The organism is Streptomyces sp. NPDC030995, assembly GCF_055571215.1.
In genome coordinates, this window is record NZ_JBVIFS010000022.1 from 25,910 (window position 1) to 46,735 (window position 20,826).

At 67.4% G+C, this 20,826-nt stretch carries 16 protein-coding genes and 1 pseudogene; 8 read left to right on the forward strand and 9 right to left on the reverse strand.

Annotated features, from left to right (window positions below):
- Positions 1 to 119: 119 nt before the first annotated feature.
- On the reverse strand, positions 120 to 437 hold the full coding sequence (locus ACZ45T_RS27630; protein WP_468446003.1) for an SEC-C metal-binding domain-containing protein: 318 nt from the start codon (positions 435 to 437) through the stop codon (positions 120 to 122).
- Entirely contained in the window at positions 386 to 1,069 is a 684-nt protein-coding gene (locus ACZ45T_RS27635; RefSeq protein WP_468446007.1) for a hypothetical protein, read from the reverse strand. Before ACZ45T_RS27635 ends, ACZ45T_RS27630 begins: the two co-directional genes overlap by 52 nt.
- 282 nt (positions 1,070 to 1,351) lie before the next feature.
- On the opposite strand from ACZ45T_RS27635, the gene ACZ45T_RS27640 reads away from it, so the two are divergent.
- Positions 1,352 to 2,239, forward strand: a complete 888-nt coding sequence (locus ACZ45T_RS27640) for a nucleotidyltransferase domain-containing protein (RefSeq protein ID WP_468445871.1) — start codon at positions 1,352 to 1,354, stop codon at positions 2,237 to 2,239.
- A 40-nt stretch (positions 2,240 to 2,279) separates the two neighbouring features.
- Here ACZ45T_RS27640 and ACZ45T_RS27645 read toward each other — a convergent pair whose 3' ends face one another.
- A complete protein-coding gene (locus ACZ45T_RS27645) occupies positions 2,280 to 4,127 on the reverse strand; it encodes a hypothetical protein (protein WP_468445873.1) in 1,848 nt (615 codons plus the stop codon).
- 158 nt (positions 4,128 to 4,285) lie between these two features.
- Positions 4,286 to 5,338 (reverse strand): TniQ family protein, encoded by a 1,053-nt coding sequence (locus ACZ45T_RS27650; protein ID WP_468445875.1) that lies wholly within the window; start codon positions 5,336 to 5,338, stop codon positions 4,286 to 4,288.
- 5 nt (positions 5,339 to 5,343) lie between these two features.
- On the opposite strand from ACZ45T_RS27650, the gene ACZ45T_RS27655 reads away from it, so the two are divergent.
- Positions 5,344 to 7,932, forward strand: a complete 2,589-nt coding sequence (locus tag ACZ45T_RS27655; RefSeq protein ID WP_468445877.1) for a helicase associated domain-containing protein — start codon at positions 5,344 to 5,346, stop codon at positions 7,930 to 7,932.
- Between the two features lie 68 nt (positions 7,933 to 8,000).
- Here the strand turns inward: ACZ45T_RS27655 and ACZ45T_RS27660 are convergent, their stop codons facing one another.
- Genes ACZ45T_RS27660 through ACZ45T_RS27670 form a run of 3 tightly spaced genes read right to left on the reverse strand, consistent with a single transcriptional unit; the run spans position 8,001 to position 12,210 of the window.
- A complete protein-coding gene (locus ACZ45T_RS27660; RefSeq protein ID WP_468445879.1) occupies positions 8,001 to 9,044 on the reverse strand; it encodes an ATP-binding protein in 1,044 nt (347 codons plus the stop codon).
- Between the two features lie 2 nt (positions 9,045 to 9,046).
- Positions 9,047 to 11,455: a hypothetical protein gene (locus ACZ45T_RS27665; RefSeq protein WP_468445881.1), complete on the reverse strand. Its 2,409-nt coding sequence runs from the start codon at positions 11,453 to 11,455 to the stop codon at positions 9,047 to 9,049.
- The gene (locus tag ACZ45T_RS27670; RefSeq protein WP_468445883.1) at positions 11,452 to 12,210 is read right to left on the reverse strand and encodes a TnsA-like heteromeric transposase endonuclease subunit; all 759 of its coding nucleotides are present in this window, start codon (positions 12,208 to 12,210) and stop codon (positions 11,452 to 11,454) included. The genes ACZ45T_RS27665 and ACZ45T_RS27670 overlap by 4 nt, the downstream gene beginning before the upstream one ends.
- A gap of 290 nt (positions 12,211 to 12,500) precedes the next feature.
- Between ACZ45T_RS27670 and tap the strand changes: the two genes are divergently transcribed.
- Entirely contained in the window at positions 12,501 to 14,507 is a 2,007-nt protein-coding gene (gene tap, locus ACZ45T_RS27675) for a telomere-associated protein Tap (RefSeq protein ID WP_468445885.1), read from the forward strand.
- A gap of 30 nt (positions 14,508 to 14,537) precedes the next feature.
- On the opposite strand, the gene ACZ45T_RS27680 is transcribed toward tap, so the two are convergent.
- Both ACZ45T_RS27680 and ACZ45T_RS27685 read right to left on the reverse strand, forming a co-directional pair.
- Positions 14,538 to 15,044 carry a hypothetical protein gene (locus ACZ45T_RS27680; RefSeq protein WP_468446009.1) on the reverse strand — a complete coding sequence of 169 codons (507 nt, stop codon included), beginning with the start codon at positions 15,042 to 15,044 and terminating at the stop codon, positions 14,538 to 14,540.
- A 135-nt stretch (positions 15,045 to 15,179) separates the two neighbouring features.
- A pseudogene (locus tag ACZ45T_RS27685) lies at positions 15,180 to 15,641 on the reverse strand (TniQ family protein); the annotation flags it as partial.
- On the opposite strand from ACZ45T_RS27685, the gene tpg reads away from it, so the two are divergent.
- The 5 genes from tpg to ACZ45T_RS27710 all read left to right on the forward strand — a co-directional run bounded on the left by tpg (position 15,640) and on the right by ACZ45T_RS27710 (position 20,752).
- Positions 15,640 to 16,218 carry a telomere-protecting terminal protein Tpg gene (tpg, locus tag ACZ45T_RS27690; protein ID WP_468445887.1) on the forward strand — a complete coding sequence of 193 codons (579 nt, stop codon included), beginning with the start codon at positions 15,640 to 15,642 and terminating at the stop codon, positions 16,216 to 16,218. The pseudogene ACZ45T_RS27685 and the gene tpg overlap by 2 nt on opposite strands.
- 655 nt (positions 16,219 to 16,873) lie before the next feature.
- On the forward strand, positions 16,874 to 17,470 hold the full coding sequence (locus ACZ45T_RS27695) for a helix-turn-helix domain-containing protein (RefSeq protein WP_468445889.1): 597 nt from the start codon (positions 16,874 to 16,876) through the stop codon (positions 17,468 to 17,470).
- Positions 17,470 to 19,617 carry a hypothetical protein gene (locus ACZ45T_RS27700; RefSeq protein ID WP_468445891.1) on the forward strand — a complete coding sequence of 716 codons (2,148 nt, stop codon included), beginning with the start codon at positions 17,470 to 17,472 and terminating at the stop codon, positions 19,615 to 19,617. Before ACZ45T_RS27695 ends, ACZ45T_RS27700 begins: the two co-directional genes overlap by 1 nt.
- Positions 19,617 to 20,336 (forward strand): helix-turn-helix domain containing protein, encoded by a 720-nt coding sequence (locus tag ACZ45T_RS27705; protein WP_468445893.1) that lies wholly within the window; start codon positions 19,617 to 19,619, stop codon positions 20,334 to 20,336. Before ACZ45T_RS27700 ends, ACZ45T_RS27705 begins: the two co-directional genes overlap by 1 nt.
- A complete protein-coding gene (locus ACZ45T_RS27710) occupies positions 20,333 to 20,752 on the forward strand; it encodes a VOC family protein (RefSeq protein ID WP_468445895.1) in 420 nt (139 codons plus the stop codon). The genes ACZ45T_RS27705 and ACZ45T_RS27710 overlap by 4 nt, the downstream gene beginning before the upstream one ends.
- Positions 20,753 to 20,826 lie beyond the last annotated feature (74 nt).

Sequence of the window (20,826 nt, forward strand, 5' to 3'; positions counted from 1 at the left end):
GCCTGCGCTCTCGTCCTGTTCGTTGGCGAGAGTGCCGCCCGCGACATGGGCATCTTCAATGCCGCTCAACACCCTGGTCAGCCCAGCCCAGCCCAGCCCAGCGAACGGCGGCCCGGTGATCAGTTGACGGGCACTCCGACAGGGTGACAGCGACGTGCTTTGCGTCCTGAACCACACGGACATGCCGCGTTCTTGACAACGCCACGCCCAGGTCCCTTCGGTCGGTCAGGTGTGCTGCGCCTGACCATGGACTCACCCCGCTTGCGCCACCGCTGAAGAGGTGTCGGGAGGGCACCAGCGTTCTCGAGTACCCACGGGCCCACCGCACCGAACGCCTCGTCCCGCGAGCCGGAGGAGAATTCGAGGATCTCCCCCTCGGTTCCTTTCAGTAGCAAGCCTGCGACGATGGGGTAGTTCTTGCCGGCGAAACTCTGCATGCCCTGCACTTGGAAGACGTCCTTGGCGAACGCAGCACCAGCGGCCAGCGCGGCCCCGGTGACCACGTCTCCCTCGCCCTCGTCGTCGAGCCGGTTGAACAGACGGATAAGAGTCCCTCAGCGTCGCTCACAGGAAGATCCCGCTCGCACGCGAGAGCATCGGCAAACCGCCCCTGGATCTCGTCGGGAACGCGGTAGGAAAATTCATCCGCAGGCCCGCGGTGCTCAAAGTGCAGAGTGTGGACGCCTGGCTGCAGTCCTGATTCATGAGCAATCACCGCGCTGGTGGCCTCAAAGCCTACAAACCGCACCACGGCGTCCCGCACGGCTCCCTTGCGGAATTCGTCCCCCAGCCGAGACTGCGGGGAGAACAGGTAAGGGCAGACCTGAGCCGCGTACAGCGCGCACACTTCATGTACAGGGGCTTCTCCAGCGATGGCCGTAAGCAAAGGGCCTTCCTCGAAGACCATCTGCCAGCGCAGCTCGTCAGCGAAAGGCATACCGCACACAGCGCACCAGTCGAACGTGGCCAGAGCCAGCTTGCGCCTCTCGTTGATCGATCCGAAGTGCACCTCTTGCGGGCTGCGCTCGACCGTCGCGATCACCGGATAGCCGCGGCTGTCGAACGCCAAGTGCTCCATGCGACGCGGCAACTCGACCTGGTTTTGCGGTGTACGCCTCATCCCAACCCCTTTGCAACCGACACCTGTTCACTGTGTCGCCCCTCCAACAAGCATCATGATGCCCCAGCACCTGCCATCGGCACGCCGAGGAGAACAAACCACCCCTACGTGCCTGGCTGCTACCCTCATGCCGCTGGAGAGAGCCTGAAGCTGGCCCGGTGCGCAACGAGCCGATCCTGATACCTCTCCCGAGCAGACGCTGAGCAGCTCCGCCCCTACACTCGAAGCTTCTTGCCGATCGCCTCGTGGGGACCGTGGATGAAACGCGCGCGTGCAACGCAGTTGCTGACAGACATGCTCGACCGCCTCGAGGCTGGAGGCTGGCCGTTGAACCTGGTTGACGAGGTGTACGTCTTTGGCTCCTACGCCCGCGGAGCATTAGAGCCGGCCGACGTTGACGTGGTCGTCGAGCACCGGACGGACGATCGGCTGACCTCTGAGTTCGTCCAGGCTCTGTCCTACGGGCGTGACCCCTCAGCCTCGATGAAGCGTGCTTTGAAAGGCCGCTCGCGTGGTCTCCAGCTCCAACTGAGGCAGCGAAATCCTCTGGAGGAGGACGGCATTGCGCTGACTCTCCTGTGGCGTGGGGGAGAGCCGATCGATACGGCACGGAAACGCCTGGCCGCTATCACCCCCGACCCCGCAGCCGGCAGGGCTCCACGTGACCACATGATCGACGCCTTCGAAGGCATTGATCGATGGATTCCCCTTCCGGTCCGTGCCGACCTCGCTGCAATGGTTGATGCCAAAGCAGTGACCATCAGCCCGCTGGAACTCTCCGGATGCGACCCTACGCACCCGCTGGCTGAGCGCGCACTCACCCGTTGGAGTGCGACCAGCCCTCTGCGCAGAGCCGCTGCCGCAGCCCTTACCCATGCCGAGACACACGGCTTCGACATGCACGCCGTACACCTCCACGGCGAACCCCTGGACGGCCGCTGGGACACCGCCCCCACCCCGATTTTAGGGATCGGTTTGGGCTGGCAGCGCTACGATCGGCTTGCCTATCTCCTCGAAGACGTCACTGAGTGGATCGAAGTCATCCGCCCCACCCGAACCCAGCCGTTGCACGCCCTGCACATCACTGTCACCGACCGCAGTGCTGTACCACGCCCCTGACCGGCCGACGGTGATGCCGCCGGCGGGCCGGGGCTGGTTCTCATCCGTTGACGGGTTCCTCGATCAACGGTGCGTGGTCGAAGTATCGGTGCTCGGGGCTGAGCCGGATCTCGCGAACCCCGGGGTATGCCTGCGGCAGAGGGTCGTTGGTGACGGTGATGATCTGGCAGGCGAAGCCATCGGGGGAGGGGTCGTCGGCTGCGGTGATCAGGGCCTCCAGGAGGCGGGTGCTGGTCTGCTCATCCAGACCCTGGGCGCCGAATCCGCTCAGCGGTGAGTCGATCAGCAGGAATGGCGGCACGGTGACGGTGGGTACCTCACGCGCGAGGTCCCGCAAGGACAGCAGGACCGCAATGTTGGTGACCGTTTTCGGTCCGCCGGCGACCGAGCTGTCCTCGAACGCCTTGCCGTCCACCTGTGTGGTGAAGTCCGCGGCGTCGATGGCCGCAATGTTCTTGCTCGGGTCGATCTCCTGTACGCGGGACAGGAACAGCTCCGACCAGCGATGCAGCAGCTCCTTGCGACGCTGCTCCCGCGCCGCGCGGGCCGCATCCCGGTCGTGAACGGCAGCCTTTCGTTCCTCCTCGCGCGCCTTCACCTCGTGCTCCTGCACCGCGATGTAGCCGGCTTCCTCCAAGCGCACCGCGAGCTGTTCGATCTCTTTGGCGATGCCGTGAGCTGTCTTCTCTAGCTCGTGGACCTTGGTCCGCTGCGGGGCAAGGGTGTTCTTGTCGTAGGTGTCGCGTGCCGTCAGCGCATCCCGCGTCACAGCCTCCGCCCGCGCTGCCGCACTGGCAGCAGCGCGCGCCGTCTCCTCGCGCTTCGCACGGATCATGACCGCTCGATCGAGCTCTGCCTGAGCCCGAGCGAGCTGTTCCTGACGCCGCTCGTTGTTGCCGTCTCCTGGCACGCACGCCTGACCGCATACGACGCACAGACTGGCATCCCGCTCGGGCAAGGCCTGCCCGCAGTCCGGACAGCCCTTGGGGTCCTTCTTCGCGACAGCGTCGTTGAGACCGTTGAGTCGTCCCTGCGCCCTGCCCTGCTCCTCAGCTGCGGCCCGCAACAACGCTGCGGCCTCGTCCGCCCTCCGCCGCGCCGTGGTCCGCTCCTTGTCCGCAACCTCGAACACGGCATTCAGACGCCCGTATTCACCAGCCGCGAGGCCGTAGACAGTGTTCGCCTCATCCCACTGGCGGACGGTGTCCTGATGCTCCCTTGTCTTCGCGGCAAGCTGAGCCCGCACGGCCTCCGGGTCGGTGAGCACACCGGTCTCGCACAGCTTGTTGTACTGATTCAGCAGCCGTTTGGCCTTGCCATAGCGGCTATCGGCGTCATCGGCAGCGTTCTCCAGACGGTCGAGCTCGGCATCACGCAGCCCCAGAAGCACCTCGAACAACAGGACACGTTCCGCCTTGCTCAGACCACCCAGGTATTCGGTGGCGATCGTCGCCTGCCCCAGCGACATGACCCGGTAGACGTGCGACAGGCTCAGGGTCACCGCTCCGCGACGCATCGGCTGAATTCCGAAGAGCTCCAGGACGAAGTCGCTCGCTGACGTTTCACCCGCCTTCGAGCTCTGGACAGGAAAGGACCGCTCCGGTTCTTCGGACCTGCTCAGGTTCTGGAAGATCACCTGGCCGCCTGAGGAGCGACCGCTGCGACTGGCCCGCCACCGGGTGCCGGCCACACGGAAGACGAGCCGCACGACGTCGCACTGCCGTACCTCGGGCATGACCGTGCCCCCGGTCAGCCCCAGCGCGTACAGGAGCGACTCCGCTCCGGTGGACTTTCCCGAGCCGGCCGACCCGGTCAGGAACGTCACCAGTCCCGTGAAGGCACGGCAGCGCCACTCCTTCTTGTACAGGAACTCAAAGCGCTCGATCACGAACGATGGACCCACAAGTCCCCCTCTCCACGCGGGCCGATGTGACCCGCCGGAGAGCAACGACCCGCAGCACGCCGGAGTGACGCATGCTTTGAGTCACGTTCATGCCGGAAAGCGACGCTTGTATACCCAGACGACTCCGTGGTTGTCCCCCGAAATTAGGCGCGGCCAGCTTGAGACCATGTCACTGTGTCGTCCGGTTCGGCGAGGTCGTCACCGAACCGCCACGGGAGACAGGTGAGCCGTTCCAGGTGAGTGTCTGAAGGGGCCTCTTGATGGGGGAACGGCGTGGGCATCCGGCGCCACTTGCCCTGGGCCGGACGGTCGGCTCCACGGGGGAGCGGCAGCGTGCTGTGCCGCTGCATCCAGATGCTCACCGGCAGCAGCGCCAGGTCAGCGGGTATCTGCAAGTCAGCCAGCATCCCCCCTACCGCGTCGAGCCACGCGCTGTCGTGCTCAACGCTCCAGGTACCGCGCATGCGGCGGCGTTCCCGAGCAGCGAGCATCCACGTCAGGCGAACGCACTCGGGGTAGGACACGAGCGGCGCCAGGCGAAGGTCACCGCCTACCTCCTCGCCCAGGAGCCGCATCCGTGCCTCCCACACCGGAGGACTAAGCGAGGGGATATTCCACCAGAACGCTGCGATGTGCAGGGCGTCGGAGAACAGGGCACGCCCGCCCGCACCGAGTCTGCGCTCCAGCCCGATCCGGTCGCGATGCGCCTGGACCACCTCCGGGACGTCGTGCAGCGGCAGCCAGGTCGCACCGTCCTCACGGAGGTTGTCCAGCCAGCGGTGGTGCCGGGCGCACACGCTCCAGCGGGTCACCGACACCAGATACACATCCGAGGGGTGCCGCTTGGCCGCGGCGCACAGATCGCACGCGCGTACGAGGAAGACGTCCTTCGCCTCCCACTGGGGCCACCTCCACACCGGCCCCGGCCCCGCGTCGAGCAGGTGATGAGGCCGGAGGCTGGGCAGGGCCCGCTGCAGCACCTGTGGGGTGCGTGCGGTCAGCGCCGCCAGCCTCTCGAGCGCGCCGGCGTTGAGGTACACCTCGGTGTACCGCGGCTGCATCGCTTTGCCGCCCTCGCCGACGAGGCCCATCAGGTCGTCCAGCGGCAGATGGTTGAGCTGCGCGAGCCGGCCGAGGAACGATCCCGTCGACTCACCCGCGATCAGCCGCGCCTGCCGCGGCAGACGCTCCGGCACCCTCCATGCCTTGCGCCGCGCCGAGCTCTTCCTTGCCGCCACCCGTCTCAGCCCCCTCACCCGCTCCAGTTCGGCTGGAGACAACCGCAGAATGTCTCAGACTCCCTGCGCCACCGGTGATATCCAGCCGGATTCCCAAGATCCCCAAATCCCCGCTGGGCCCGCCTCGTACGGTGCATCGCCAAGACCACAACGGTGCCCGTGAAGGGCGCCTGCCAGTGACCCCGAGGGAAGACGTGAAACCCGCTCTGCCGCTCCTGCGTCCGCATCAAGCTGAAGCCGTCGACGCGGCCCTGGCCGCTTTCGCATCCGGTGAGCGCCGTGCCACCGTGGTGTCGGCCTGCGGAACAGGGAAAACGCTCACCGCCGCCCACATAGCCGACCGAGCCGCCGGAGAGGGCAACGTTCTGGTGGTCGTCCCCACCTTGGAGCTTCTCGCTCAGACCATCCAAAGGTGGCGCCAGGCAGGCCGGGACGGCACGGCGATCGGCGTCTCGTCGATGAAACAGAGGACAAGCGGCCTGAGCACCGAGCAGGCGATCATGACCACTCATACGGACGCCGCCGCCCAACTGATCGAGCGGGCCCGCGGACCGGTGACCGTCTTCGTCACCTACGGCTCCCTGCCCCGCATTCGTCACATACACGATGAGCACCGGATACCGGCATGGGACCTGGCGGTGGTCGACGAGGCCCACCGCGCAACAAGACGCTCAGACGAAGGATGGGGCGTCATCCACGACGACGCCCAGATCCCGGCGAAACTCCGCCTCTACATGACCGCCACCCCGCGCATCTTCCGCACCCCGGCACCGGCGAACGGGCTCTCCTCGCTATTCGAGTCCATGCCCGACGCCACCATGGACCGCGTCGACATCTTCGGCCCCACCGTCTACCGCCTCGGCCTGGCCGACGCCATCGAACGAGGAATCCTCGCCGACTACCGCGTCGTCATGCCCGTCATCGAAGACACAGACCTGCGCACCATCCTCACCGCACCACCCGCCGGCACCAGCCACCACAACGGACTGCGCACCGCAGCCCTCCACATCGCGGTACTGCGCGCCATAGCCGACCACGACCTGCGGCGCGTCCTGGTCTTCCACAACCGCATCGCCGCCGCCCACGCCTTCGCCAGGACCCTTCCCGGCACCGCCGGCCAAGTGACCGGCGACCTGAACATTCCCGACCTGTGGTCCCACGCCGTGGACAGCACGCAGAGGCCCTGGCAACGCCGTCGACTGCTCGAGGACTTCGACGCGACCAGCCGCCGCGCGGTCCTGAGCAACGTGCGCGTCCTCAACGAAGGCGTCGACATCCCCGCCATCGACGCCGTCGTCTTCGCCGCCGCCCGCAGAAGCGTCATCGACGCCATCCAGTCCATCGGCCGCGCCCTGCGCCAGCAGCCCGGCGAGGGCAAGAAAGCCACCCTCGTCATCCCCGTCTACCTGCCCGACGGCGCGAGCGCCCACGACATCCTGGCCGGCACCAGCTTCGGCGGACTGTGGAACATCCTGCAGGCCCTGCGCGCCCACGACGACACCTTCCTCGACCGCGTCGCCATGCCCCACTCCAGCGGCCACTCGGCTAGAACCGTCCGTAAGGTCCACTACCACCTGCCCGAACGAGCCCGCGAGATCGCCCAAGCCCTCGGCCTGGAGATCACCCTTCCCCCCACAGGCGACTGGGACCACGCCCACGCCAGCGCCACCGCCTACCGCGACACCTACGGCCACCTGGACGTGCCCGCCGACTACGGCAGCCCCGACGGCTTCGCGCTGGGGGAATGGATCGGACACCAGCGCACCCGGCACACCATCGGCCGTCTCAGCCCCGAGCACCGAGCCGCCCTCGACGACCTCGGCATGCTGTGGAACCCTCCCGGCGAAAACTTCCCTCGCATGCTGGACCACGCCCGGGCCTGGGCCGCCCAGCACGGACACCTCGCACCACCCCACCACGCCACACACGGCGGCCACCGCGTGGGCCGCTGGATCGCAGAATGCCGACACAAAGCAAAAGCCGGCACCCTCGCCCCCGGCTACGGACAAGCCCTCACCGACATCGATCCCTGGTGGAACCCGCCCTTCACCGTCACCTGGCGCCGCTTCTACGCGCACGCCAAAGCCCACGTCGAACAACACGGCACTGGCCACCTCTCCAACGCCTACAAGACCGAAGACGGCATCCCTCTGGGGCAGTGGATCAACCGGCAGCGAAACCGGTTCACCACACTGCACCCCGCCCAGGCGCAGCTCCTGCTCGCCATCCACCTCGGCCCCAACGAGTACAGCGTCTACGACGGCGAACGCCGCACGGCCCGGTACGAGAAGTTCCGCCCCTACCTAATCGCTTCAGCGGCCTATCTGAACCGTGAGGGTGACCTCAGGGTTCCCCGCGGACACGTAGAGACCATCTGGAACGGTCAGGAAGTCCGCCTCGGGACCTGGATCCGCAAGATCCGCAAAGCCCCCGAGAAACTGACCGAAGAAGAACGCACGGCCATGGAAAGCCTGTACATGGTCTGGGATCCCACCCTCGGGACACGAAGGACGCTGCGCCCGCCTGGCGCTGAACAGGCCGGCACTTCGTGACCGGCATCCGGCGACGCCCGCGCACCGAGGCTGCGGCGGTGCCGCGATGCCGCAGGGGGAGAAGGCGGTCAGATGTTGATCACCCTGCCGACCATGATGCCTTCCAGGAGCTCTTCCGTGATGCATTCCTCCCCGGACAGCATGGCGTGCTGGGCCGCCTGGCAGATCAGCTGGGACAGGGCGCGCAGGTAGCCCTTGCTGCGCAGATGCAGGACAGGGGAGAGGGCGGTCAGGGCGCCGGGCTTGTGATGGTAGAGCCGCAGGTCCTTGTCGAATTCGTTGACGATGCGGCGGAAGCGGTCCTTGCCGATTTGGTCGTAGCCCAGGCGGCTGGTCATGAGGACGGGGTGATCTCCCCAGGGGTTCTCGTTCTTCTCCGGCCGGGTTTCACGGTCGCGCAGCTGGGGGTCGACGATGGCGCGGCTGTTACGGCCGCAGTAGACGAACGTCACCCCGGTCTCGTCGCTGATGTGCTCAAGGAAGCTGAAACTCTGCTCGACGTCGGCGCCGGGCTGAAGACGCTGGATGCCGTCGATGAGGACGAGCTGCGTATGACAGCTGCGCATCACGTAGCAGATCGACTCGGTCGGATCGCTGCCCAGCGACCCTTCCAGACCGAGGAAGCGGGCGAAGGCACCGGCCCAGTTCCGTGAGCCTCCGCGGCCCTTGTCCGGCACACTGAGCGCGACGACGGGGATCCGGTCGTCATTGCGGCCGTAGCGGTTGTTCAGCCGCGCCTCCAGGTCGCGCCCGACGTACTGCATCAGCGTGGTCTTGCCCGTACTGGACGGACCCTGGATGATCACGCCGATCCGGCCCGATGTCCTCTTGGCGTTGGCGTATAGCTGACGCTGCACCACGAGCATCGCGGCCGCGACGGCGGGCGTCCGCACCGGACGCATACTGCCGTGAAAGACGAACCGAGGATCATCCGGGCCGATCTCGGTTCCCAGCGGAGCGCAGTCGGCCAGATCGGGGGGATCCAGGACACGGTCGACCGAGGCCCGCCAGTTCGTCAGCGTGTTGCACCATTCCGGCGCCGGCGGACGGAGCAGATCCGGCCCCTCGCTCAGGTCCCGCAACTCACCGCTGTCGATACGCGGGCGTTTCACCCTCAGCCCTCCAGATCCGTGTCAAGGAAGTCGAACAGCCCGCCGTCACCGGCCGCTGGCGGCGTTACCGCAGGCGAATCGGCGTGTCCTTCCGCCAAGGGAGCCAGGTCATCGAAGTAGGAGTCCTTGAAGGCGGCCTCGGCTTCCTTGGTCCACCGGCCGCCGGCACCAGCAGTCGTGGGGGAGAGGAACAGCGGGTCAGCACCCAGGGAGCGCCGCGACAGGTCGGACGGGCCGGGCAGCCCGTACATGCCCGCATCCGGCAGATCGAGATCCCCCAGCCCTGGCCCCGAAGAAGGCACCTCCTGGTCTCCGTACGGGTTGAACACCGGCGCCGACGCGGCTGCGGGAAGCTGCATGCCCCACCCGTCCGGCACGCTGGCAGCGGACGCTTCATCGGGGCCCCGGCCGGCCCGTTCCAGGAGCTCCGCCAGCGCCTGGGCGATGGCCTCGTCGTCGTCCTTGCGTCCCCCGCGCGCCAGATGCTCGGTCGTGGCGATGTCCCACAGGTGCTGCGTCCACGGCGCGCCGATGAGGTGCTGATGGCGGAACGAGGCCTCGACCCACACCCGCTTCTCGTGGTCGTACAGCCACACGTGCTCGGGGGCGTAGGGGTTGTAGCGCAGCTGCCAGCCGCCGCGCCGCTTGCCTCCCAGGCCGGAGCGGCGCCGCCGGTACGGGTCGAGTTCGCCCTTGGCGTTGTCGTAGACGCGGTTCATGAACCGGATGCCCTCGTCGCTGACGCCGACCCAGGCCGTGGGGAGCAGCCTCAGATAGTCCTCCCGTTCCAACGGGATCGGCAGATACCCCGCCACCTGCACGCCTGCGGCATACATCTGGTTGGGGGTGAGCGTCGGAAGGTTCGCATCATAGGGATTGCGCAGCTCGTCGTGCCGCCGGTTCTGCCATCCCAGGACGATCCACTCCTGCAGCAGGTCGTCGAGCTGGGCGAGGTTGAACAGGATCTCCCCGTCCATCGTGCGGGCCCGGCGGCTGATGTCGTTGCCGGTGTAGGTGTTCACGTACTGGCTGAACAGCGACTTGATCGCGCCGAACGTGCGCTCCACGATCGCCTTGTCGGTCGGTGTGCGCCGCCGGGCGGGACGCACCGAGATCCCCAGGTGGGCACAGGCGTCGAAGAATACCCACCCGGCGAACACGGACCCGTGGTCGATAACGATCATGTCCGGCACGATCACCGGCCGGCTCGCCGCCAGGGCCATGCGTGCGTCGGCTGCCACCAGCTCCTCGTAGGGAAGGTCGGAAGCCGAAGCATGCGCAGCAGGGGAGAAGCCCGGCCGCATCGGCAGAGGGATCAGCCCCTGAGCCAGCAGCAGCGAGGCGTCGACCGCCTTCGTCGCACGCCCCGGGCTACGGCTCGAGGCAACCAGCGCCAGACGCTGCGAGCGTTCACTCGCCCTGCGTCGCCGGGAGGTCTTGGGCCGCAACACCGCTGCGATGATGGTGCGGGTGGCCACATCCACCATCGCCGTCAGCTCGACCGACGTCGGCAGACCGTCATCGCCCAAGACCTTCACATCCAGGTCCGTGGAATCGATCTGCACCAGCTCACCCGGCGCCACAGCGGTCGTCGTCCCGAACGGCGGCCCCGGCCGGTTACCCGCATCCAGCCGCCTGCGGGTAGCCGCACGCAGATCCGTCACCTTGATCCCGATCCGATCCAGCAGTTTGTACAGCGTGGTATCCGGTGGAACCACGACCGCACTCTTGTACTCCCGGCGCACCATGCGGCGCACCAGCACGAACAGCGCCGACGCGGTGATCGCCGTCTTGCCCTCCCGTTCCTCGACCAGCCTCAACAGGACATCGACCACGCGCGGATCACAGCGCCCGTACAGGGACGGCATACGCGTGCGCCGTTTGTCGACCAGACCCCAGACCCCCTGCTTCTCGTACTGCAGTCGCTTGCGCTGAACGGTGTGCCACGACACGTCGAAGTCCAGAACCGCATTGAGCTCGGCCGCCTTTGTCTTGTACCGCTCGATCAGCGTGAACTCATCCGGCGAGTAGCCCGGCCGGGGCGTGGCGTCCTCAGGCTGCCCTGGCAGCAGCCCGGTCGCGACCTCGACGACGTGCCGCTCCCAGATGCGGGCCTCGCGAGCAGCAGCGGGACTGACCCCGCCCATGAGACCGAAGTCGGCGATCGGCGCATGCGTTACCGGTCTGCCTGTGGCGTCCAGGACGGCAAAATCACGAGCCGCAGCAAGAAGCCCGACGGGAAGGGCCACCAGGGGCAGGCCACTGCCCGGCCGCGGCGCCAGATGCACCGTTACCCCGTCGAGCAGCACCACCGTGTACGGCTCACCCCGCCAGCGCACCATGTCCCCACGGGACAGCAGGCCATGGTGCGCACGGGACGCGGCAAGAACTCCGTCCGCCATTCCGGTCACGAGGGCTCGCTGACATGGAAAGGCTGCATCGACGGCGCGATACGCCCACCACGGCGGATCACCGACGCCGGCCCCAGAGGAACGCTCCAGTCCATGGCCAGCTCGCGGCGCCACATCAGGTGGTACAGACGCGGTAGAGCCAGCAGCCGCGGCACTCCCGTGGCCTCGATCCCCTCCATGAGCCCGGCCGGCTCCCTGAACGCCTTACGCAGTGCCCGTTCCACCGCGACGTCGGCGCATCGGGGATGCCGGTAGCGGGAGACCCAGCGAAGATTGGCCAGCGCCGCAGGCTGAGGCAGCTGGGGCGAGCCGAGCTGCCAGCCGGCCTCGGCACATGCCTGCTTCAGTACCTCATGCTGCCGCTGCCACCTGCCGCTGGAGCCCGACGCAGGCGGACATGCCACGACCACGGTCGCACCCGCTGCCGTACGGACGAAGAAGTCCGGCACAAAACGGCAGATCCGGCTCCGCTCACGCCACTCCAGACGGGCCGTCCACGCCGAGAACTCGGCAACCTTCGGATGGAAGTCCAGCAGCATGGCCACCGACAACCGATCAAGCGACCGGCAGCCCACGTGCTTGCCGGTCGTCGCCGACCACCAGTACGTGACAATGCTGCGCTCGGAGGGGTGTCGCATCGGAACCCAGACCGGTTCTCCGTCGGTCACCCTGATCCCTGCCGCCTGTGCGGCAGGCAGAGTGATCTCCCGTCCCCGGTCGTCGCGATGGACGATCTGCAGGCTCCGTGACGCCATCCAAGCACTCCCGCATCTGCACATGTCGTCCCGCGCGCTTGCTCCTGCCGTGAATCCGAGCCGCAGCACGGCCGTCCGGAAGACGGACTTCGGCGCGAACTCAAACAATGAGGCAGGAGTAAATGCGCGGCATGCAATTCCCGTCAATCTCATGAGAGTTGAAGAGTCCCGTACCGGGAGAGAATGTCCCTGTGTGGGCACTCCCGCGTACCGCTCCACCCCCCTGTGCAGCATTCGGACGATGACGCGAACTCGCGTACCAAGTGGACAGACCTGGAAGATTCCGGGCCGTGAGAGACGACCACCAAAACGCACTGTTCGCCCGCGTCGATGCCCTGCTGGAATCCCTTCAGACCCCTCTCCCTCCCCTCGACGAGCGTGCCAGTCTCAGGCAGCGCGCTCACCTCACACCGCAACAGCTGGCAAAGGCACTGCAGTGCGAGCCGGGGGACGTCGAAGCGTGGGAAACCGGCGCCAGAGAACCGCAGGGCATGCAGCGAGCCGGCTACGCCCGTCTTCTCAACGGCCTTCGGGACATCGGCGCGCAAGCCCACCAGGAACCCGCGGCGAACGGCACCACCACACCCCCGCAGAACCCTCCCCAGCCCCAGCCTCGGACCAGGCTCTGGGCCCGTGGCGTTCCGGCCCAGCACGGCGCAGCGCCGCAGTCGCGCTTCCCACGAGGACCGCTGGCCGTCATCGACCAGGCGGGCGAGGGACTCACCGCCCACTTCGCAGACCAGACCCGCACCGACGTCGAAGCCGACCATCTTGTCGACCTGGTGCAGTGGGCGCTCGGCGCAGGAATCGGGCGCGAACGCCTCCACAGACACGGCAAGAATGACGCAGATCCCCTCCTCGTCCTGACCCCGCCGGCCATGCAGTACCTCGGCCTCCCCACTGCCCTTGAGGACCGCACCCAACTGAGGCTGCCTGACAGCCACCCGCAGATCAGCCAGCTGCGCGCCGCCGGTTTCCAGCTCACCAGAAGCGGATTCGGACCGTGGACGCGCACCTATCTGCCCGTCAAAGACGGCAAACGATCTTGCGTCCAGCTCGCCCTGACTGGGTGGGGAGCACTGTCCGACCGCGACGGATGGAACCTGCCCACGCTCCCGCCCGGGCCGCTCGCCAGACTTCTGGGCACCTACGCCGACCGTGTCATCACCCCCACCGGTTCCACGGCCGTGTGCGGTCAGGAACTCATGACCGCACTGCGCCCCCCGACACGCGCAGAACGCTCGGAGGTCAGCGGACAATGGGTCTCTGGACAGAAGCCCGATGCACTGTGGCAGCCGATCGACCCGGCACCACCGGAGGCGCACGACGCCCACCCTCTCGCCCAGGGGCGCCGGCCCGAGGACGCAATGAACGAGGAGGCCTGGGACTGGAGCCGACCTCTCACCGACAACGAGACCACTGAGTTCGCTCATGTCGTCGGCATTGACATCAATCTCGCCTTTGTCTCCGCCGCCTCCAGCCTCAGCGTGGGGCTGAACTCTCCGCCCCGACACGTGACCAACCCCCAATTCGACCCCAAGGTCCCGGGCGCCTGGCTGTGCGACTTCTCCCGAACCCCGCACGACCCGCTCCTGCCTTCCCCCTTCACTCCCACCGGCCAGCCACCCACTGGCCCCGCCTGGTACGCCACCCCCACACTGAACTACGCAAAGAACGAACTGGACATCTCGGTCCAGCCGCTCGAGGCGTACCTCCGCGACGACCAAGGCCGATACCTGGATCCCTGGTACAAGCGGCTGCGCAATGCCTACATGGACACCATGGCCGAGGCTGGCGTCCATCACGACACGACTCAGGAAGAGTTCCTACGCGCCATGCAGACCCTGCCCGACGCCGGCCCGGAACTGCTCGGCTTGCTTGCAGCCATCAAGGCCACAGGAAAGGGAGGCATCGGCAAGCTGAGGGAAGGACCCCGCGGCACCACCGCTTCCTACCAGCGTTGGGTTGCGCTGGACACACCCACCTGGCGACCCGACATCCGCGCCGCCGTCATCTCCATGGCCCGAACCCGCATGCACGGAAAAATGCGCAAGCTCGCCGAACGTACCGGCCGCTACCCCCTCGCCGTTCTCTCCGACTGCGTCGTCTACCCAGCCCACAAGCCCACCGCACTCGACGTCGTTCCCTCGGCTCCCGACGGTGGGCGACTCCCCGGCATGTTCCGGCTCGGAGTCAATCCCGGCTACGCCAAACAAGAAGGCACCCAGACCATGAGCTGGTACCACCACCAGCACGGCCAGGGCCTCAACCCCGCCCGCTACATCAAGAACGACTGACCTCCGCGGGGGGACTGAAGCCGCAGCGATTCAGCCCCCGAAACTGACGCTCGTCATCGGCGACCCCAGCCGCCATGGCAGACACGACACCTTCTCCAACGGCCCGCCCGAAGGAATCACCCGATGCGGCTCCAGCAGCTCCAACGACACACTCCGAGCCGCAGGCCGCACATCCTGCGCCAGCCGCTGCACCACCGGCACCGTGTTGCGGTGCGCCACCAGCCATGCCTCCAGAGCACGATGGCCACCCTCGGCCATCTCACCGCCCATGCCCAGACGCTCACCCACCCACTCGACCCACCGGCCCGTCGTCCAACCGACCGGCCCCCCGGCGAAACTCCGCCCCACAGCCTGCTGGCGCTCCCGAACCGCCATAGACTCCGCCACCACCACCGCCTCCGGATACACCACCAGCGGAACCGCCCACAGCGCCGACCGGTCCACCCCCAGCGCCTCCTGTCGCCGGCGCCACACCTCCCGCGAACCCATCTGACGGCACTGCCACCAATACACCGCCACCTGCTGCGCATCAGCCATCAGAGCCCGCCCGTACGGGCCCACCCTGCGCTCCAGGCGAGCCCTGCGCTCATGCGCCTCCACAACCTCCGAAAGCCCCGAAAGCCCCACCTGAAAACGCCCCCCAGCCCAGCCCGTCCACCGTCCGTGCCGCACACAAACAACCCACTGCTCCCCATGCACCCGCCACACCGGGCGCTCACTGCGTCCCGCCACGCACAACGCACACGCCTGTATCGGACCCTCATCCACCGGCCACGTCTCAACCTGCACCTGAAGGCGCGCCCGCGCACTGATCCGATTCCCCGACCACGATGGCAAAGCCCGCGCCAGATCCGTCGCCGAACGCCCACACGCCACAGACAGAAGCTGTTGAGCCACCGGCCCCAAACGCACCTCCTGGAGCGCGGCATCCACCTGCCCCAGCGACTGTGACCCGCCGATTCTTAGGACCAACGCCTCGAACGTCATCCCATTGCGATCCGCCAGCCGCCATAGGAACGACGAGACGGTCTCACCACGGATCAACTGCACCCGCCGCGGCAAAGACTCCGCCGCAACCACATCCATCCCTCTCTCTCTGCTCTGCCCATCACGGATCCGACAAAGAAACGCCATGCCACCCCTGAGGCTCAACGCCGATACCGTCCAAGAAGCCCTCGACAGGGCAGACGCCCGACACTGGACACGCAACCCGCCCCGCTCACCCCGAGCAAGGCTGAATTACCTCCTACGCCACCACGATGGCGACCTGGCAGCCCTCGCCGCACGCCTCACGACCACACCCCAGGAGCTCGACCGACTGCGAGGACGACAACGACCAGACAACACCCCTTTGCAGCAGGTGGTGGAACGAGAAGTCATTCGCCTGTGGCAACCCCGGATCCGTCGGCGTGCTCACGACACCATCCTGCACAACGACGGGCAGGTGATGGTCAGTTTCCGGGCATGGATCGGCTTCACCGCCGCAGCCGGATCATCGGACGATCCCCGGCTGCGGACACTCACCCTCTGCCTTACGGCCCCTTACCCCGAGCGGCTCTTCGCGGCCCGCCACCGCAATGTGCCGGAAGAAGAACTTCTCAAGATTCTCAGCGATGCCCTCAGCACCTGCTACTTCCACCGAAACAGACCACATGCAACCGGCGAAAGCACCAGCATTCAGAAGCTTGACTATCTCGAGTTCTACTACTGAACCCACACAGCAGGACCGCCGACTGGCCAGCTGTGACTGGGTCCCAGTGATGCTTGTCAAGCAGCGGTCCCGTAGGTGCGGCTCATGCGTTCATCGCTCCTGTCCGCGAACAGGATGAATCAGCCCATGCTCTTGCTTGGCCGGGTGACTTCGGCGTCCAAGTATGCCGCGGATTTCGGCAGAGCCCACGGCACGCACCGCACCAGACAACCACACCCTCCGACTTCCGGCCGCCGCGGCACACACCATCCTGGACACCCCATTCGACTACTCAATTGACTGGGTTCTTGCAGCCATGAGAGCTGTCGAGGAGGAGGCTCAAAGGCGTGAAGCAGCCGATATGGAGGACGTGGCCCGAGAAGGCAGATGGTTCACCCTGTGACCTGCTGGATGCTTCACAGCGTCCGTGCGTGCATTGCCGCCTTCATCACAGTTTGCCTGGTACCCGGGCATAGCTTGCGTGAACGCGATCGCGTCGATCACCTGCCGGGGATGCCCGGCGCTGGGCCACAGGCGGCGACGGCGGCCAACAGGCCGACAGCAGCGCCTATGTGAGAGCGGACTCTGATATTAGAGTTGGCTTGCATCGGCTGGAAGGAGTCGTTAGTGTCGAGCATCCGATTTCGTGTCACGGGAGTGGAGCGGTGGTGAGGGGATGCTGCTGACCACTGGCCAGGCAGCTGACGAACTGGGCTGCGCGGTCACCACCTTCCGCCGCCTTGTCCAGGCCGGCTTGGTGCCGGGCCTGTCCCGTCGGGGCAACCGCGTGATGGTCCCGCTGGAAGCGGTCCAGACGCTGCGGGACCGAGAGCAGGCGCCGCTGGAACTGCTGCCCGCACCAGAAATCGCGGTGCTCCGTGTCGATGTGGCCAAGCCAGACCCGGAAGACGACAGCCGGGATTGGATCGGCTACGCCGCGCACCTGGAACCGAAGGACCTGCTGCAAGCCCTCCGGGGCTGGTGGCGCTGTGACCCGGTAAGCGTGGCGGCTGGGGGAGTGCTGCCTGTGACTCTGTCCGGCTATGTGGTTGCGGTCCTCACCCAACTGGGCAACCCAGAATACGAAGGCGGACGTTACGCCTTTACCAACGCTGTGCTGGCGGGCCATGTCACCGATCTGGTCCGGCCCGTTATCAACCTGCACCCTGACGACGTCGAAGCACGCGAGGCTGCAGAGCCGCTCCTCGGAACCCGCCTGATTTCCCACTCGGGCGGCGCGATCGCCTACGCCCGCACCCCCAAGGGACTGTGATGGACGGCAAGACCTACACCGCCGCTCTCGGTGAACTGCGCGCGCTGCGGGACGACATCAAGAAGGCGCAAGCGGTGCTGACCCGCCTCGAAGCCGAACGCGAGAAGAAGATCACCACGCTGGCCGAATACGAGAAGGCGAAGGCCGAGCGGATCGCGCCGGCCGCGGGGCTGAGTCTGGCCGAGGTCGTCGCCCTGGTTCCGGCGTTGGCCCCGGCCGCCCTCACCGCCGAGCCCGCGCACACCGAGCCGCAGGGCATCCCGCAGCCCGCCCGGTCCGCACCCCCCTCCGCTCAGGCGGCAGCTCCGGCCGAGGAGGACGAGGCCCCCGGCGCCCTCGCTCCCGCCCTGACACCCCGCATCCCGGCCACCCCGCAACGACAGCCAACCCCTGGGCAGGCAGAACCCCGCTCCCTTGCCCTCATTGCCGCCGCCCCTGCACCGGCGATTGCGGAGCGAGAGCGCCCCCTGCCCTCAATCCCCGAAGGCCCCGACGGCGACAGCTGGTTCACTCACACCCCGAACCTTGCCTCCACCCACCCCAACTTCACCCAGCAGGCCCGCTCCACCGTCTTCCTCGACGCCGCCACCGGCACCCTGGTCCACCGCGACCGGACCCTCCAACTCGCCCTGGGTCACGCATCAGTGGGGGAGATCCTCACCGCCGTCTTCCACGCCGTACCCGAAGGCGTCGAGCGGATTTACATCACCGCCGGCGACCCCTGGCACCGTGATACCGACCGCCACCCCTACCTCAAGGACGCGGTGGCCGCCTGGCTGAACGCCCCCGCCCCCGGCTGGCGCACCGACACCGGCCGAGGCAAGGACCGCCTGGCCGGCCACTTCGTCCACCCCCGCAACCCCGTCGGCCGCTACCAGCGCGACAACGGCGAACAGCACGTCGAAATCCGCTCCGCGGGGGAGTGGTTCGACACCACCGACATCGCGCCCGCCATCGTCCGCGACGCGTTCGTCCTGCTGTGGACCACCCTGCGCGCCCACTGGCCCGACGCCGTCATCATGGGATCCCCCTCCCAGACCGGCCGCGACCTGTGGACCCGCACCATCCCCGAACGCGGCCAGTACGCCGACGGCTACCCCGTCCTGTCAGAGGAACTCCGCGGTCTGCTCCACGCCACTGCCGGGCAGGGCCGCACCGAACTGATCACCCCGCCCCGCGTCCCCGACCAGCTGCCCGCCCTGGTCGAATACGACCGCACCTTCGCCTACGCCAAACACACCTGGAAGTCCGGCGTCGGCGCCCCCCGCCGCGTCACCGCAACCACCTTCGCCACCTGGTCCGAGAAAGACCAGACGAAAGCCCTCTTCGGCTGCGGACACTGGCACGTCCGCGTCACCGTCCCCACCGGCTGGAACCACGTCGGGATCCTCCCCGCACCCGCTCCCGGCGACCGCGCATGGCACTACCCCTCCACCCCCGGCGCCACCTTCACCACCTGGGCCGGCGGCCCCGAGATCTACACCGCCCTCGCCAACCCCATCCAGCCGTGGAAGATCGAAATCCTCGACGGACTGCTGTTCGACGACGGCAAACCCCTCGACGACTGGTCGAAGAAACTTAAAGAAGCCTGGTCTCGCCTCGCAGCCCAAGCTCAACTCCACGGCGACCCCGCCCAGCGCACCGCAGCCCACCTCGCTTCCCGCGCCGTCCGAGCCGTCCTCCTCTACGGCATCGGCTCCTTCGCTCAACGCCCCCGCATGGTCACCGGAACCACCCCCCGCAGCATGGAACGCGACGTCCCCGCGGACGCCGAGATCATCGCCTTCGACGACGACCACATCACCTGGCAGCGCCCCACCGGCTTCGCCCGCGACCCCTACGCCCACCCCGAATGGGCCGCCGGCATCTGGTCCGGAGCCCGAGCCGCACTGCTGTCCCAGCGCATGCGCGCCGACAACACCTTCGTCGGCGCACTCCACACCCCACCCGGCAGCGTCGTCGCCTTCCGCACCGACGCCCTCTACCTCACCGCCCCCCAGAACTGGCCCCACCACAACCAGCCCGGCGACTACCTCAACAAAGGCCACCTCACCGGCCCCATGCCCGCCCCCACCACCGAAGACGAACTCCTCACCCTGCGCGACGCCGGACGCACCGCCCTCACCCAAAACCCCAAGCAGGCCTGATGCCACCCCGCCGCCGCACCACCCCACGCCCCACCAACGAAGCCGCCCGTCTCACCGACCAGCTCCAGGCCGCCGGCCTCACCAAACGAGACATCGCCCGCATCATCAACCGAGATCCGTCCCTGGTCTCGCAGTTCTACACACGTGGCAAAGGAGCCGCCTTCATCCCTGCTCTCACCCACACCCTGCACACCATCCAGACCACCGGCATCACCGACATCCCCACCCTCGCCACCCTCGCCGCCCCCCACATCACCCGCCGCACCACCGCATCCGGCACCCGCGCCCGCGTCCGCAGCAAAGCAGTACTCATCACCCCCAGCGGAAGCGGCACCGGACGCGTCGGCAGCCAGGCCATCGCTTCAGGCTCCACCCGCCTGCGTCCCCTGATCGCCGAAGCAGCCCAGCGCGGACTACGCCTGGCCTTCACCGTCCGCCTCCACAAGAGCGACTACGTGCATCCCTCAGGCAGCCGCACCGACTCACCCGGCATCCGCCGCGACGCCATCCAACGGCCCGACCAGAGCGAGGAACGCTCCTACGGCTCCGCAACCACCGGCGGATTCGCCGCCGCCGACTTCGCCCGCCGCGTCGACGCCGCAGGCGGAGATGTCACCGCAGCCATCCACCAATGGCTGGTGGAAACAGGCCGCATCCACCCCGACGCCCGCATCACGCACCTCGAGATCCGCACCTGGCAACCCGCGGCGGCCTCGTGAGCCGGCCGACCAGCGGCACGCTGCATCACGTCGAGCTCTGGGTGCCGGACCTCGACCGCGCGGTCGCCTCCCTCGGATGGCTACTGGAGGAACTGGGGTACACCCGATTCCAGAACTGGGACCGCGGCCGCAGCTGGCGACTGGGGCGGACCTATCTTGTACTCGAGCAGTCCCCGGCACTCGCCGGCGACCGGTACGACCGCTGCCGACCAGGGCTGAATCACCTGGCCTTTCACGTCGAAGACGACACCACGGTCGAGAAACTGACCAGCGACGCGCTGCAGCATGGCTGGCACCTGATGTTCCCCGAGAGGCATCCGTACGCCGGGGGCGAGCAACACCATGCCGCCTATCTGGAGAACGAGGACGGCTTCGAGGTCGAACTTGTCGCGAGCAGCCGAACAAGAACATTTTGATCGACCGATCCACAGGGACGTTGGTGGAGGTCCTGATGCTCTGGGAACCAATGACGCACCCGCTGGGCTGGGGG